Origin of the sequence: Pseudomonas sp. RL_5y_Pfl2_69, assembly GCF_963970465.1 — a bacterium.
In the GTDB taxonomy this organism is placed as follows: domain Bacteria; phylum Pseudomonadota; class Gammaproteobacteria; order Pseudomonadales; family Pseudomonadaceae; genus Aquipseudomonas.
Window position 1 is genome coordinate 473,080 of sequence record NZ_CAXAOU010000003.1, and the last position, 12,622, is coordinate 485,701.

The window sequence follows — 12,622 nt, forward strand, 5'->3', positions numbered from 1 at the left end:
CACAGCAAGCAGTGATTAATCTTCGCGGTAGCGACGCAGCTTGAGCTGCTTGCCAGCAACGCGGGTGTCTTTCAGTTTGGCCAGCAAACCTTCCAGACCTACTTCCGGCAGCTCTACCAGGCTGAAGCTGTCACGCACCTGGATGCGACCGATTGCTTCACGTGCCAGGCCACCCTCGTTGAGGATAGCGCCCAGCAGGTTCTTGGCAGCGATGCCATCACGCGCACCCAGAGCGGTACGGCAACGAGCACGGCCTTCAGCCAATGGAACCGGAGCACGACGCTCACGATCACCACGATCCGGACGGTCACCCGAACGCTCTGAACGCTCACGTGGCGCGCTGTTCGGCACCAGTGGACGATCACGTTCGATGGCAGCCAGAGTCAGGGCCTGACCGTTGGTGGCCTTGCGCAGCAGAGCAGCGGCCAGAGCACGCGGGCTGCAACCGATATCGGCAATCAGGCGATCCAGCAGGTCACCGTGAGTCGATTCAGCGTCAGCAACCAGTGGAGTCAGGCTGTTGGTCAACTTCTTGATGCGAGCATCGAGAACAGCTTGAGCATCCGGCAGGCGGACTTCAGCAACTTTCTGACCGGTTACACGCTCGATCACTTGCAGCATGCGGCGCTCACGAGGAGTTACCAGCAGCAGTGCGCGACCTTCGCGACCTGCACGGCCTGTACGGCCGATACGGTGAACGTAGGACTCTGGATCGTAAGGCATGTCAACGTTGAACACGTGAGTGATACGTGGAACATCGAGACCACGAGCAGCAACGTCGGTCGCCACAACGATGTCCAGACGGCCATCCTTGAGGGAGTCGATTACGCGCTCACGCTGGTTCTGGGCAATGTCACCGTTCAGCGCAGCAGCTTTGTAGCCTTTGGCTTCAAGGGCGCTGGCCAGATCCAGGGTCGCTTGCTTGGTGCGTACGAACATGATCAGGGCGTCGAAATCTTCAACTTCCAGCAGGCTCAATACAGCCGAGGTCTTCTGGTCAGCGTGAACCAACAGGTGAGCCTGTTCGATCGCGGTAACGGTCTGAGTCTTGGTCTGGATCTTCACGTGTTGCGGATCGCGCAGATGGCGCTCGGCAATGGCACGGATCGACTGCGGCAAGGTTGCCGAGAACAATACGGTCTGACGGGTTGGAGGAAGAGCCTTGAAGATAACTTCAAGATCGTCCATGAAACCCAGTTTCAACATTTCGTCAGCTTCGTCCAGAACCAGGTGGTTCACGGTCGACAGAACTTTTTCGTCACGACGCAGGTGGTCGCACAGACGGCCCGGAGTGGCGACAACGATCTGTGCGCCATTACGGATTGCTTTCAGTTGTGGACCCATAGGGGCGCCGCCGTAAACGGCCACAACGGTAACGCCCGGCATTTGCTTGGCGTAGGTTTCGAAAGCGGTTGCTACTTGCAGCGCCAACTCACGGGTTGGCGCCAGGATCAGGGCTTGCGGCTCGCGCTTAGCAGGATCGATGCGGTGCAGGATCGGCAGTGCGAACGCGGCGGTTTTACCCGTACCGGTTTGCGCCTGACCAATCATGTCGTGACCGGCCATAATGATCGGGATCGATTGATGCTGAATAGCCGAAGGTTCTTCGTAGCCAGTCGCAATGACAGCTGCAAGAATGTTCGGATTAAGATTAAAAGCGGCGAAGCCGCCGGTTTCCTGGGTCATGGGTCTGCCTCTAAGTGCATCCGCAAAGACCCATGCTCCAAAGCTGCGCATGCCGTGTAAGACTCAAGAGTCGCCCTGGCTGCTTTGTCGGCGGGGATTTGCGAAAACGTTAAATGAATGGAGCGTTCAGGGTTGTCCGCGAAACGGACGAGCAGCCGAAGCGTGCTTCGGGAAATGCGACACCTAAACGTGGCCCGGCTAAAGGCCGGCGCGCACTATACCGGATTTATCAAAAAAAAGAAGCGTTTTTTTGGGGCACAATCGTCTGTATCCCTCTATAGACCGGGCTTTAAAGATATTTTCGACCTTAAAAAAACGTTTAACGCCTGGCCACCTTGGGGCAAACGCTAAAACGTTTCATCCTTGGGCATCAGGTCGCAGGGCGAACCGCCTTGATCAACGACTCAAGCGAATAGCCCAAACGGGGTGCCAGGGCCTGCGCCCGAGCGGTCAAGGCGTCGATATCCAGATCCTGATCAAGATCGGCAGGCACCATCAAAATGACATTACCCTCCTTGACGGGCAGTTCCCAGTAATGCCGGTGATACAAGCCACGCAACAAGGCAGCACCCAGCGGCTTGCCGTCATCGGTGGCCCACTGATTGATGATGAGCCAACCGTTGGGAGCGAGCTTCTTCTGGCAGTTTTCAAGGAATGTCCACGCCAGGTGCCCGGCGGCAGGCCCCAAGTCGTTATAAAGGTCGACAAAAATCAGGTCCGCCGGCTCGGCGCTGTCCAGCAGTTCGATGGCATCTCCAATGCGGATATACAACCGAGGGTCATCGTCCAGCCCCAGGTACTCGATAGCCAGGCGCGGCACATCCGGACGCAGTTCAATGGCTTCAACATCTTCAAGAGGCAAGAACTTGAGGCAGGCCTGGGTCAGGGTTCCAGCGCCAAGGCCCAGGAACAGCGCGCTCTCGGGGGCGTCATGGCACAGCGCACCGATCAGCATGGCGCGGGTGTAGTCGTATTCCAGCCAGCTGGGATCCGCAGTGAACACGCAACTTTGCTCGATCGCATCGCCAAATTCGAGGAAGCGATAGTCAGCCACTTCCAGCACTCGAATCATGCCGAAGTCATCATGGACTTCAGCGAGCAGACGCTCTACGCGCTCCTCAGACATTTCCTCTCCTTGCCGCGTCCCGGCATCACCCGCAACGCTGTAGAAAACAGCCACTCGATGTCGAGCGCAAAGGCGCAATTGTCGGCCATTGCGGCGCAAGAGGTCACGCACTAATTGCTGCTAACATGGGCCATCTCCTACAAATACTAGAGTCTGCGATGAGCCAAATCTGGACACCTGACAGCTGGCGCGCCCTGCCAGCTCAGCAACAACCCCACTACCCTGACGCAGCACACCTGTTGCGCGTCGAGCAAAGCCTGGCCAGTTATCCGCCACTGGTCTTCGCCGGCGAAGCCCGCGAACTGCGCCGTCAGTTTGCCGAGGTCACTCAAGGTAGGGCGTTTCTGCTTCAGGGTGGCGATTGCGCTGAAAGTTTTGCGGAGTTTTCGGCAGCCAAGATTCGCGACACCTTCAAGGTGCTGCTGCAAATGGCCATTGTGATGACGTTCGCGGCAGGCTGCCCGGTGGTCAAGGTCGGACGCATGGCCGGTCAGTTCGCCAAGCCGCGCTCGGCCAATGACGAAACCATTAACGGGGTCACGCTACCGGCCTATCGCGGCGATATCGTCAACGGCATCGGCTTTGATGAAAAAAGCCGTGTCCCTGACCCTGAACGTCTGCTGCAGTCCTATCACCAGTCCACCGCCACCCTGAACCTGCTGCGCGCCTTTGCCCAGGGCGGTTTTGCCGACCTGCATCAAGTGCATAAATGGAACCTGGACTTTATCGCCAACTCGGCATTGGCTGATAAATACAGCCAACTGGCCGATCGTATCGATGAGACCCTGGCCTTCATGCGCGCCTGTGGCATGGACAGTTCGCCACAACTGCGCGAGACCAGCTTCTTTACCGCCCACGAAGCACTGCTGCTCAACTACGAAGAAGCCTTCGTACGCCGCGACAGCCTGACCAACGACTACTACGATTGCTCGGCGCACATGCTGTGGATCGGCGACCGCACGCGCCAGCTGGACGGCGCCCATGTCGAGTTCCTGCGCGGGGTCAACAACCCGATCGGGGTCAAGGTCGGCCCAAGCATGAACAACGAAGACCTGATCCGCCTGATCGACATTCTCAACCCGGACAACGACCCGGGCCGCCTTAACCTGATCGTGCGCATGGGTGCCGACAAGGTTGGCGATCACCTGCCGCAGCTGATCCGCGCCGTAGAGGGCGAAGGCAAACAGGTGCTGTGGAGCTGCGACCCGATGCACGGCAATACGATCAAGGCCAGCAGCGGCTACAAAACCCGCGACTTTGCGCAGATTCTTGGGGAAGTGAAGCAGTTCTTCCAGGTTCACGAGGCTGAAGGCAGCTACGCCGGCGGGATTCACATCGAGATGACCGGCCAGAACGTCACCGAGTGCATCGGCGGCGCCAACCCGATTACCGAGGATGGCTTGTCGGACCGTTACCACACCCACTGCGACCCGCGCATGAACGCCGATCAATCGCTGGAACTGGCATTTTTGATTGCCGAGACGTTAAAGCAAGTTAAACGCTGATCCACACACCTTGCGGATGAAACTCTTGTGGGAGCGGGCTTGCTCGCGATGGCATCAACCCGCTTTGCCTGAGGCACCGGGGTGTCTGCATCGCGAGCAAGCCCGCTCCCACAGGTGGGTTGAGGTGAGCCCGCCTCACCTGTTGAACGGATCATCCCAAAAAGCCCGATGGCTTTCGATCTCGATATCCGCCCTGCTCAGCCCAAGATCCTTGAGCGCCGCATCACTGATCTGCCTCAGATTCGCCCTTTCCCGCGACAGCTGATACCAGCGGGATATACGGGCAAACCACATCACACTTTTTTGACCTTTCATCACCTGAGCCCTCCTGAGGTATGGCTCAAGTCTCGGCCCGGGCTTAAGATCAATCCAACGAATGTTTCTTATGCGATACATCTGCGAGATTGATCAATGGCCGAATTTCCCAGTATCGACACCGACCTGCTGCGCACCTTTGCTGCGATCGCCGATCAGGGTGGTTTCACCCGTGCAGCCGAAGTGGTCAACCGCACCCAGTCAGCGGTCAGCATGCAGATGAAGCGACTGGAAGAGGACGTGCTGCAATGTGCGCTGTTTCAGCGTGAAGGACGCAACGTAAGCCTTACCCCCGAGGGCCACGTGTTACTCGGTTACGCACGACGTATCCTCAAACTGCACAGCGAAGTGTTCAACACACTGCGTCAGCCGCAGATGGTGGGCACCGTCAAAATCGGCTCGCCTGATGATTACGTGATGCGATTTTTGCCTGGCGTGCTGTCGCGTTTTGCCCAGGACTACCCGCTGATCAATGTCGAAGTGCACTGTGAACCGTCATCGCAACTGTTGCAGCGCAATGACCTGGACCTGACCATCGTGACCCGCAAACCTGGCACCGAGATGGGCCAGATCCTGCGTCAGGAGCGGTTCGTGTGGATGGTGGCACAAGGTTTCTCGCCCCACGAACAAACGCCCCTGCCACTGGCAATGTTCAATACCGACTGTTTTTGCCGAACCTGGGCCTGCAATGCACTGGATATCCAGCAGCGCGAGTATCGGGTTGCCTACACCAGCGCCAGTCTGGCAGCCATCAATGCCGTGGTGAGCACCGGGCTGGCCGTGACTGCGCAGTTGCAGAGCCTGCTGACGCCCGACCTGCGCATTATCGGCGAGGCGGAGAACCTGCCCGTGCTGCCCTCCGCCAGTATTGTGCTGCTACGCAAACCCAACAGTGCGTCGTCGCCGATCATTGAGTGCTTTGCCGAGTACATCGTCGAAGGTTTTAAGCTTTGATTGCCAGCAAGCCCGCACACAACAACAGAAAGGCGCAGTACAAGCCGCGCAATACCCGCTCCGGCATGGCGTGGGCGGCCCTGACCCCCCAACTGATGCTCAACAGCCCGCCAATGGCCAGCGGCACACCCATGACCCAGTTGACCTCGTCATGCACCGCGTACGTCAGCAACGTCACCGCAGTGCTCGGTGCAGCCAGGGCCAGCGACAAGCCCTGAGCCACCACTTGGGTGGTGCCAAACACACTGGTCAGTACCGGCGCCGCCACTACGGCACCGCCGACACCAAACAACCCGCCCGTGGTGCCTGCCAAGGCGCCCAGCGCGCCATACCAGGGCCAGCCGTAACGCGAGCCTGCAACCGGTTGAGCGGGCGAGCTATAGAGTTTGATCAGGTTGTAGAGGGTAATCGCCAGCAAAAAGACGATGAAACCCCAGCGTATGCTGCGCGGATCCACCCCCACCGCGAGCATTGCCCCCAGCCAGGCAAAGCAAAAGCTCATCAGCACCAACGGCACGGCCTGGCGCAGATCGATTTTATTGCGCTGGTGATAGCGATACAGGGCAAGAAACACATTGGGCACCGCCATGACCAGGGCAGTGCCTTGCGCCAATTGCTGATCCAGCCCGAACCATAATCCCAAAACCGGGATCGCGATCAAGCCGCCGCCAATCCCGAACAACCCGCCCAGTGCGCCAAGGGCGAGGCCCAGGGCTGTATACATTGCAAAATCGATCAGCATTACAGCCCCTCATGATGAGCGCCCATGCTAACCAGTCCCCTACTCAGGGCAAAGCTCTAAACCAGGCTTTTTGACAGGCAAAAAAAAGCCCGGCCATAAGACCGGGCTTTTTCATCGTGCGGTTAACGCAAGGTTTAAACCTTGGCGCGGCCCTTGTAGGAACCACCGTCACGGGTATCGATTTCGATCCAGTCGCCGATTTCTACGAAATCAGCAACGCTCAGCTCGGTACCGTTTTTCAGTTTGGCAGGCTTCATCACCTTGCCCGAAGTGTCGCCGCGAGCGGAACCTTCGGTGTAGTCAACCTGACGCACGATGGTGGTCGGCAGCTCTACGGAAACCAGACGGTCTTCGAAGAAGATGGCTTCGCAAACGTCGGTCATGCCTTCTTCCACGAATGGCAGAACGGCTTCGATGTCTTCAGCGTTCAGCTCGTACATGGTGTAGTCAGTGGTGTCCATGAACGTGTAGGTGTCGCCACTGATGAAGGACAGGGTCGCTTCTTTGCGATCCAGGATCACGTCTTCGAGCTTGTCGTCAGCGCTGTATACGATTTCAGTCTTGTAGCCAGTCAGCAGGTTTTTCAGCTTGGTCTTCATGATTGCGCTGTTACGACCGGACTTGGTGAATTCAGCTTTCTGAACCAACCAAGGGTCGTTTTCGAGCTTGATGACTGTACCGGGTTTAAGCTCTTTACCAGTTTTCATTGCGAGTATCCGAATTTGGATTGAGATTTACAAAAATCTAGGCCGCGTATCATATCCAATTTCTATAAAACAGTACTAGCGCTTGCGCAAGATCGGCCTGCAATGACTGTTCCAGACACCACTGCTCGGCATGCGCAGTGATCTCGGGACAGTGCTCAAGCAGCAGATTCCAGCTTTGAGCCATATCGCAGCCACCATTCCAGGCGTGCCACAACCCGGTAAATGCCTGGGCTGCGGCCGGCGTAAGGTCTTTGACATACAGCGCGAGGAACGCATTGAGCTTGACCCAATGGGCGTCTTCTTCCTGCTCATAAATATGCCAAAGCAGTGGCCTGCCTGCCCATTGCGCCCGCACAAACGAGTCTTCCCCTCGCACCGCATTGAAATCACAGCTCCACAAAAGGTGGTCGTAATCTTCTTGACGGACGAACGGTAAGGCCTGAACGGTCAAAGCCCCGCGCTGCTGCACATCCCCCAACCCCAACTGATCCACCTCAAGCCAGCGCAGCAGATCGCCCATGATCCGCCCTTGGGGCACCAACAGATGCGTCGCCACGCTGCCCGCGGCCATGGCATCAAGCCAGCTGGCAAGCCCGGTATTTTCATAGGCAAACAGTGAAATCAGACGTGCGTTGCTTGCCGGAAAAACACCCAGCCCCTGCAAAAACGCCTGCCTGGCCTGGGGATCCAGCTCAAAGGCTCGACGTCGCTGCAACAGGTCGGCTTCGCGCAACAGGCCACCAGTGCCCGCATCAAAACCCGGAAAGAAGAACATCCGCTTCAAGCCATCGGGGCGCAGGGAGGGCAAACCGTGGCAACCACTGACCCAGTCTTCTGCGCTCAGATATTCAAGATTGATCCACAACGCTGGGGTTTCGCGGGCCTTCATCGCCTGCAGGTAGCCTTCGGGCAGTTTGCAGGCGAATGCTTCGACCACCACATCGGCAACGTCGACGGATTGCCACAGCTGCGGCCACTGACACACTTCGACCCCCTGCTGCCATTGGCGTGCCGCGCCGACATCGGCCTCAGGGCACAGCGGCACAAACGCCCGCAAATCATCGACCCACAGACGCACGCCCTGCTGATGCTCGGCCACCAACTGGCGGGCCAAACGCCAGGTCACACCAATGTCGCCGTAGTTATCGACCACACTGCAAAAAATATCCCAGGAGGCTTTCATTCCGGGCTCCAACATTCAAAGGGCTGATTGTCCGCATAATTCAACGCGTACAGAAGGTTTATGGCGGATAAATCTGCGCGACACTCGTGCGACAATCACCGTTCGTCACTCTCAAGCTGCGACCATGAACAAGACCGATGTGCACCTGCTGATGCTGGAAAAACTCGAAATCGACCTTGATGTGCTCCAGCGCGCAGCTCAAACCGCCTATGAAGCTGCGACCCACGCGGAAAATATTGCCGAGAACAAGTACGACACCCTTGGGCTTGAAGCATCCTACCTGGCTACAGGCCAGGCGCGCCGGGTTGAAGAGATTCGCCAGGCACTCAAGAACTGTCGCAGCATGACCCTGGGTCCGTACTGCGCGGCGCAGGGCATTCAAGTCGGGGCATTGGTCAATCTGGAGGCTGAAAACGGCAGCGAGCAGTGGTTGTTCCTGGCCCCTGACGCTGCCGGCCTCAAACTCGAACAGGACGGGCGCTCAATGACCGTCATCACCCCGCGCTCACCGCTGGGAGCTGCCTTGCTGGGCAAGCAGCTGGATGACGAGGTGCAGATCAATGTGGGCGGGGCGCTGCAAATATTTACCGTCTGCGAGATTCACTGAGCGACCTGCGGGCTTGTTCGCGATGAAATCACCTCGAGCAGCCAGGTAAACCGCGTCGCCCTCATCGCGAGCAAGCCCGCTCCCACGGGTTTTGCAGAACGCTTACTTGGCGGCCATCATGCGATTCACTTCACTGCGCACCATGTTGGCGTATTCGGGTGGCGACATGGCGTCCAGCTCCGAACGCACCCATTCAGCCCACTTGCCCTTGCGCTTGGCGCGCTCCCCGAACAAGCGCGCCGCATCCCCTTTGGCCTTGCCCAGATTGCTCTGCCAAAGGTCATACAGTCGGGATTTTTCATCTTCAAGCGCAGCACGCTCAGCGAGAGGCTTGTTGGCGAGGTTGAAGCTCATGAGAATTTCCTGCGGCGTAAATTTAGGGGACATCTTACACCCTACAAAGAAGTGTCTCCGTCTGGTTTTTGACTACGCTGTCAGGTCAGAACAACACCCGGCTCAAAACAGATGCAACTTTTTGGCATTGGGTTGACTCCATTACTCATCACCCATTTCAACTGCAAGGAGTACCGCAATGGCTCGCAAAAATGCCGTACAAGCTGAAGATCAAATCAAGGATCAAGCGTTCAGCGAACTTCAAGACCTGATTGCCGAATCTGAAAAGCTGCTCAAGGAGAGCGTGTCCCTGGTCGGTGAAGAAGGTGAAACCCTGCGTGCGCAGGTTGGTCTCAAGCTCAAGCAAGCGCTGGACTCGGTCACTAACGTGCGTGAACGTACCAAGCCTGTGGTCGATGCCACTGAAAGCTATATCGGTGGCCATCCGTGGCAAACCGTGGCTATTTCGGCCGGCTTCGGACTGGTCGTGGGCTTGCTGCTGGGCCGTCGCAACTAGGTCACGCATCCCGTCTTAAAACAAAGCCCCTGGCCGTCATAGCCAAGGGCTTTGTTGTTTATAGAATTAAATTATCGACATATTCAGTGACATTCTACGCAGGCATTCTGATACTTCCGCGCACTCCCCATGCCGATGAGACAGTCAATGTCCGCTTCTACAACTGCCACCAAACCTTTAAGCACTGCCCTCATCTTGCTGATGGCCACCGCCACCGGCCTGGCTGTCGCCAGTAACTATTACGCACAACCCTTGCTGCACACCATCGCCCAGGAACTGGGTTTGAGCATGAGCAGCGCCGGTAACGTGGTGATCACCGCGCAATTGAGTTACGGCGCCGGCCTGTTGCTGCTGGTACCACTGGGCGATCTGTTCGAACAACGGCGGCTGATCGTTACCATGACCGTGCTCAGCGCACTGGGCCTTTTGCTCAGCGCGTTTGCACCGTCGGTGACGTGGCTTTTGGTCGGCACGGCGATAACCGGGCTGTTTTCAGTTTCGGCACAAGTACTGGTGCCAATGGCTGCCAGCCTGACCGACCCCCTGAGCCGAGGCCGAGTGGTGGGGACGCTGATGAGCGGCTTGCTGCTGGGGATATTGCTGGCGCGCACCGTGGCCGGGGCGCTGTCGTCGGCCGGTGACTGGCGAACCATCTATCTAGTGGCTGCCGCCTTGATGCTGGTCAGTGCCATCTCCCTGTTTTGCGCCCTGCCCAACCATCACCAGAGCGCTGGCCTGAGCTATCCAAAACTGCTGGGATCGGTGTTCACCCTGTTTGTCGAAGAGCCAATACTGCGCCTGCGCGCGCTACTGGGCCTGCTGACTTTCTCGCTGTTTGCCCTGTTCTGGACCCCACTGGCCTTTCTGCTGGCAGTACCGCCCTACAGCTACTCGGATGCGGTTATCGGTCTGTTTGGCCTGGCGGGGGCAGTCGGTGCGGTGGCGGCAAACTGGGCCGGACGCATGGCCGATCGCGGCAAAGGCCAACAGGCCACGACCGTCGGCCTGCTGGTCCTGCTGGCGAGCTGGCTGCCAATGGCATTCGCCGGTCACTCGTTGATCGCCTTGCTGATCGGCGTACTGGCCCTGGATTTTGCAGTGCAGCTGGTCCATGTCAGCAATCAGAATGCGGTGTTCAAGGTACGTCCTGCCGCACGCAACCGCCTGAACGCCGGTTACATCACCTGCTACTTCATTGGTGGCGCACTGGGCTCCCTGGCGGGCGCGCAGACCTATCCGGTGTACGGCTGGGACGGCATCGTGGTAGTTGGCTCGGTGGTCGCAACGCTGGCGCTGGCGGTCTGGGGCTACAGCCTGCAACGCGAAAGCAAGATACAAACCGCAGGCTGACCGGTCATATGGCGCTTTTCATCGTATTGCTAACTCGCTAGCATGCGAGAAAACGCCCTGACGACGGTCTGCCCACGCAGGCCGTCCTAACGATCCGAGACGCCATATGATCCCTAAAGAATCCCGTAACGAACTGGCCCTGGATACTTTTATCAAGGCGCACCCTGAACTGATCGAAGAAATGAAAGATCTGAGCGCAGAGGACCGCCAGCAGCAGATTCTGTGGGCCTTTGAAGACGAAGCCGAAAGTCGCGGCCTTGAAGCCTGGGAGCTGGCGCTGGAACTGATCGCACGCTCCCCCGAAGAGCTCAAGAGCATGCGCCTTGAAGTGCATCAGGAAGTCGCCGAGGCGCTGGACATGAGCTGGGAAGAGTATTGCGGTTTCAACGAAATAACCGTCTGAACCAGCCCGCTGCACACACAACGCCCGGTTGATTACTCACCGGGCGTTGTTTTTTTCAAGGCATCAGGATTTGTGATGGGCATCCATCAGTTTCCTGGCCATCACCAGATGCATTTCAAGCTTGGGCAAATATTTCTCGGCAAATGCCTGCAACTCGGGCGATTCAGCATTGCTGGCCTGCTGTTTGAACAACTCAATAGTCTCTTCATGGGTTTTAACCTGATTGGCCGCAAAGGCCGCATCAAAAGAATCCCCCTCCTGCACTTCAAGCATCTGCTTTTTGGCCCTGTCCAGTAGCTGCTCATCGCTGGAAACCTGCAGGTCCAGCTTGCTGGCAATCTCCTTCAAGTCCCGGTTGGCATTGGTATGGTCCTTGATTGCCTCCACGGCATAGCTTTCTATGTCCGTCGAAGAGGTTTTACTGATCGCCATGCGGCTGGTTTCAATCTCGGCAATCCCTGCTGCATGGGCTTCATCAACAAAGTCTGCCGGACTGGCTGCGAATGCTGTGGCTGTCGCGACCAGGGAATAGACCAAGGCACAACTTGCCAGCCAGCGTTTAGGGCCAATCAGGGTTTTCATCACGTCCTCCAAAAAAAGGCAGGTTTATTCCCTGCACAGGATCTGAAGGCCTGTGGGAGCAAAGGTTTAGATAAATACCGTTTTTTCTGACGGGTGGCACTTCAGGCTATCAGCCCTTGCCGAACAACGATCTGCGCCGGACTTGCCATCATGTCAGCGAACCGTGAGCCATACTGTCCGCAAACACTGCCGTCAAACAGGAGAAGCTTTATGGACGTCTTAAAGGACATGCTCAACAACTGGGAATCCAGGTCTCAGGAATCAAGTGAGCGGGTTGAATACACCCTTGAGCTGCACAAACATGATCTGGTCAAAATCAAGGCCTTCGCGCAAGCCTACGGGCTGGATGAGGCCACCATCACCCGGGGGCTGATCCACAGTGCGCTCATGCAAGCGGAAGAGGCCATGCCATACGTGAAGGGTAATGAGGTCATCAGGGTTGAAGAAGGTGAAGACATTTATGCCGACGCTGGCAGGACACCTGCCTTCGTCGAGGCAGAGCAAGCCATCTCCAAGGCGCTGGATATCAATCGCCCGTCTACCTGATCATCGCGCTAACAACGACCCTGTGGGAGCAGGCAGGCTTGCGACTGAATGCCAGACAAGCCACTT

The 12,622-nt window shown here is 57.4% G+C and carries 15 protein-coding genes; 7 read left to right on the forward strand and 8 right to left on the reverse strand.

The annotated features are described in order from the left end of the window. Positions 1-15 precede the first annotated feature (15 nt). Positions 16-1,686 carry a DEAD/DEAH box helicase gene (locus tag AACY07_RS08285; protein WP_133077868.1) on the reverse strand — a complete coding sequence of 557 codons (1,671 nt, stop codon included), beginning with the start codon at positions 1,684-1,686 and terminating at the stop codon, positions 16-18. A 370-nt stretch (positions 1,687-2,056) separates the two neighbouring features. Beyond that, the gene (locus tag AACY07_RS08290) at positions 2,057-2,812 is read right to left on the reverse strand and encodes a spermidine synthase (protein ID WP_133077869.1); all 756 of its coding nucleotides are present in this window, start codon (positions 2,810-2,812) and stop codon (positions 2,057-2,059) included. Positions 2,813-2,970: 158 nt separating this feature from the next. On the opposite strand from AACY07_RS08290, the gene AACY07_RS08295 reads away from it, so the two are divergent. Next, complete coding sequence (locus tag AACY07_RS08295) at positions 2,971-4,317, forward strand: class II 3-deoxy-7-phosphoheptulonate synthase (RefSeq protein ID WP_339474320.1); 1,347 nt, start codon at positions 2,971-2,973, stop codon at positions 4,315-4,317. 135 nt (positions 4,318-4,452) lie between these two features. Here the strand turns inward: AACY07_RS08295 and AACY07_RS08300 are convergent, their stop codons facing one another. Then, positions 4,453-4,632 (reverse strand): DUF1127 domain-containing protein, encoded by a 180-nt coding sequence (locus AACY07_RS08300; protein WP_133077871.1) that lies wholly within the window; start codon positions 4,630-4,632, stop codon positions 4,453-4,455. A 96-nt stretch (positions 4,633-4,728) separates the two neighbouring features. Between AACY07_RS08300 and AACY07_RS08305 the strand changes: the two genes are divergently transcribed. Further along, positions 4,729-5,586, forward strand: a complete 858-nt coding sequence (locus AACY07_RS08305) for a LysR substrate-binding domain-containing protein (RefSeq protein WP_133077872.1) — start codon at positions 4,729-4,731, stop codon at positions 5,584-5,586. Here AACY07_RS08305 and AACY07_RS08310 read toward each other — a convergent pair. The 3 genes from AACY07_RS08310 to earP all read right to left on the reverse strand — a co-directional run bounded on the left by AACY07_RS08310 (position 5,576) and on the right by earP (position 8,218). Then, on the reverse strand, positions 5,576-6,328 hold the full coding sequence (locus tag AACY07_RS08310; RefSeq protein WP_339474323.1) for a sulfite exporter TauE/SafE family protein: 753 nt from the start codon (positions 6,326-6,328) through the stop codon (positions 5,576-5,578). The genes AACY07_RS08305 and AACY07_RS08310 overlap by 11 nt on opposite strands. 134 nt (positions 6,329-6,462) lie before the next feature. After that, positions 6,463-7,035, reverse strand: a complete 573-nt coding sequence (locus AACY07_RS08315) for an elongation factor P (RefSeq protein WP_016780001.1) — start codon at positions 7,033-7,035, stop codon at positions 6,463-6,465. Positions 7,036-7,084: 49 nt separating this feature from the next. Continuing rightward, complete coding sequence (gene earP / locus AACY07_RS08320; RefSeq protein ID WP_339474324.1) at positions 7,085-8,218, reverse strand: elongation factor P maturation arginine rhamnosyltransferase EarP; 1,134 nt, start codon at positions 8,216-8,218, stop codon at positions 7,085-7,087. Positions 8,219-8,342: 124 nt separating this feature from the next. Here earP and AACY07_RS08325 point away from each other — a divergent pair, with 124 nt between their 5' ends. Continuing rightward, the gene (locus AACY07_RS08325; RefSeq protein WP_339474325.1) at positions 8,343-8,825 is read left to right on the forward strand and encodes a GreA/GreB family elongation factor; all 483 of its coding nucleotides are present in this window, start codon (positions 8,343-8,345) and stop codon (positions 8,823-8,825) included. 102 nt (positions 8,826-8,927) lie between these two features. Here the strand turns inward: AACY07_RS08325 and AACY07_RS08330 are convergent, their stop codons facing one another. After that, a complete protein-coding gene (locus AACY07_RS08330) occupies positions 8,928-9,179 on the reverse strand; it encodes a hypothetical protein (protein WP_133077876.1) in 252 nt (83 codons plus the stop codon). A gap of 178 nt (positions 9,180-9,357) precedes the next feature. Between AACY07_RS08330 and AACY07_RS08335 the strand changes: the two genes are divergently transcribed. The 3 genes from AACY07_RS08335 to AACY07_RS08345 all read left to right on the forward strand — a co-directional run bounded on the left by AACY07_RS08335 (position 9,358) and on the right by AACY07_RS08345 (position 11,428). Further along, complete coding sequence (locus tag AACY07_RS08335; protein WP_133077877.1) at positions 9,358-9,675, forward strand: DUF883 family protein; 318 nt, start codon at positions 9,358-9,360, stop codon at positions 9,673-9,675. Positions 9,676-9,822: 147 nt separating this feature from the next. Then, complete coding sequence (locus AACY07_RS08340) at positions 9,823-11,025, forward strand: MFS transporter (RefSeq protein ID WP_133077878.1); 1,203 nt, start codon at positions 9,823-9,825, stop codon at positions 11,023-11,025. Positions 11,026-11,131: 106 nt separating this feature from the next. After that, complete coding sequence (locus AACY07_RS08345; RefSeq protein ID WP_133077879.1) at positions 11,132-11,428, forward strand: DUF6388 family protein; 297 nt, start codon at positions 11,132-11,134, stop codon at positions 11,426-11,428. Between the two features lie 63 nt (positions 11,429-11,491). Here AACY07_RS08345 and AACY07_RS08350 read toward each other — a convergent pair whose 3' ends face one another. Next, positions 11,492-12,010, reverse strand: coding sequence for a DUF4142 domain-containing protein (locus tag AACY07_RS08350; protein WP_339474328.1), 519 nt, complete (start codon positions 12,008-12,010; stop codon positions 11,492-11,494). 210 nt (positions 12,011-12,220) lie between these two features. On the opposite strand from AACY07_RS08350, the gene AACY07_RS08355 reads away from it, so the two are divergent. Further along, the gene (locus AACY07_RS08355; protein WP_339474330.1) at positions 12,221-12,556 is read left to right on the forward strand and encodes a hypothetical protein; all 336 of its coding nucleotides are present in this window, start codon (positions 12,221-12,223) and stop codon (positions 12,554-12,556) included. Positions 12,557-12,622 lie beyond the last annotated feature (66 nt).

What these genes read in the sequence shown, in the direction of transcription:
- AACY07_RS08295 (WP_339474320.1), top strand. Translation starts at nt 2,971, where the DNA reads ATGAGCCAAATCTGGACACCTGACAGCTGGCGCGCCCTGCCAGCTCAG.
- AACY07_RS08315 (WP_016780001.1), bottom strand. Translation starts at nt 7,035, where the DNA reads ATGAAAACTGGTAAAGAGCTTAAACCCGGTACAGTCATCAAGCTCGAA.
- AACY07_RS08300 (WP_133077871.1), bottom strand. Translation starts at nt 4,632, where the DNA reads ATGAAAGGTCAAAAAAGTGTGATGTGGTTTGCCCGTATATCCCGCTGG.
- AACY07_RS08325 (WP_339474325.1), top strand. Translation starts at nt 8,343, where the DNA reads ATGAACAAGACCGATGTGCACCTGCTGATGCTGGAAAAACTCGAAATC.
- AACY07_RS08340 (WP_133077878.1), top strand. Translation starts at nt 9,823, where the DNA reads ATGTCCGCTTCTACAACTGCCACCAAACCTTTAAGCACTGCCCTCATC.
- AACY07_RS08305 (WP_133077872.1), top strand. Translation starts at nt 4,729, where the DNA reads ATGGCCGAATTTCCCAGTATCGACACCGACCTGCTGCGCACCTTTGCT.
- AACY07_RS08290 (WP_133077869.1), bottom strand. Translation starts at nt 2,812, where the DNA reads ATGTCTGAGGAGCGCGTAGAGCGTCTGCTCGCTGAAGTCCATGATGAC.
- AACY07_RS08285 (WP_133077868.1), bottom strand. Translation starts at nt 1,686, where the DNA reads ATGACCCAGGAAACCGGCGGCTTCGCCGCTTTTAATCTTAATCCGAAC.
- AACY07_RS08350 (WP_339474328.1), bottom strand. Translation starts at nt 12,010, where the DNA reads ATGAAAACCCTGATTGGCCCTAAACGCTGGCTGGCAAGTTGTGCCTTG.
- AACY07_RS08345 (WP_133077879.1), top strand. Translation starts at nt 11,132, where the DNA reads ATGATCCCTAAAGAATCCCGTAACGAACTGGCCCTGGATACTTTTATC.
- AACY07_RS08335 (WP_133077877.1), top strand. Translation starts at nt 9,358, where the DNA reads ATGGCTCGCAAAAATGCCGTACAAGCTGAAGATCAAATCAAGGATCAA.
- AACY07_RS08330 (WP_133077876.1), bottom strand. Translation starts at nt 9,179, where the DNA reads ATGAGCTTCAACCTCGCCAACAAGCCTCTCGCTGAGCGTGCTGCGCTT.
- AACY07_RS08355 (WP_339474330.1), top strand. Translation starts at nt 12,221, where the DNA reads ATGGACGTCTTAAAGGACATGCTCAACAACTGGGAATCCAGGTCTCAG.
- AACY07_RS08310 (WP_339474323.1), bottom strand. Translation starts at nt 6,328, where the DNA reads ATGCTGATCGATTTTGCAATGTATACAGCCCTGGGCCTCGCCCTTGGC.
- earP (WP_339474324.1), bottom strand. Translation starts at nt 8,218, where the DNA reads ATGAAAGCCTCCTGGGATATTTTTTGCAGTGTGGTCGATAACTACGGC.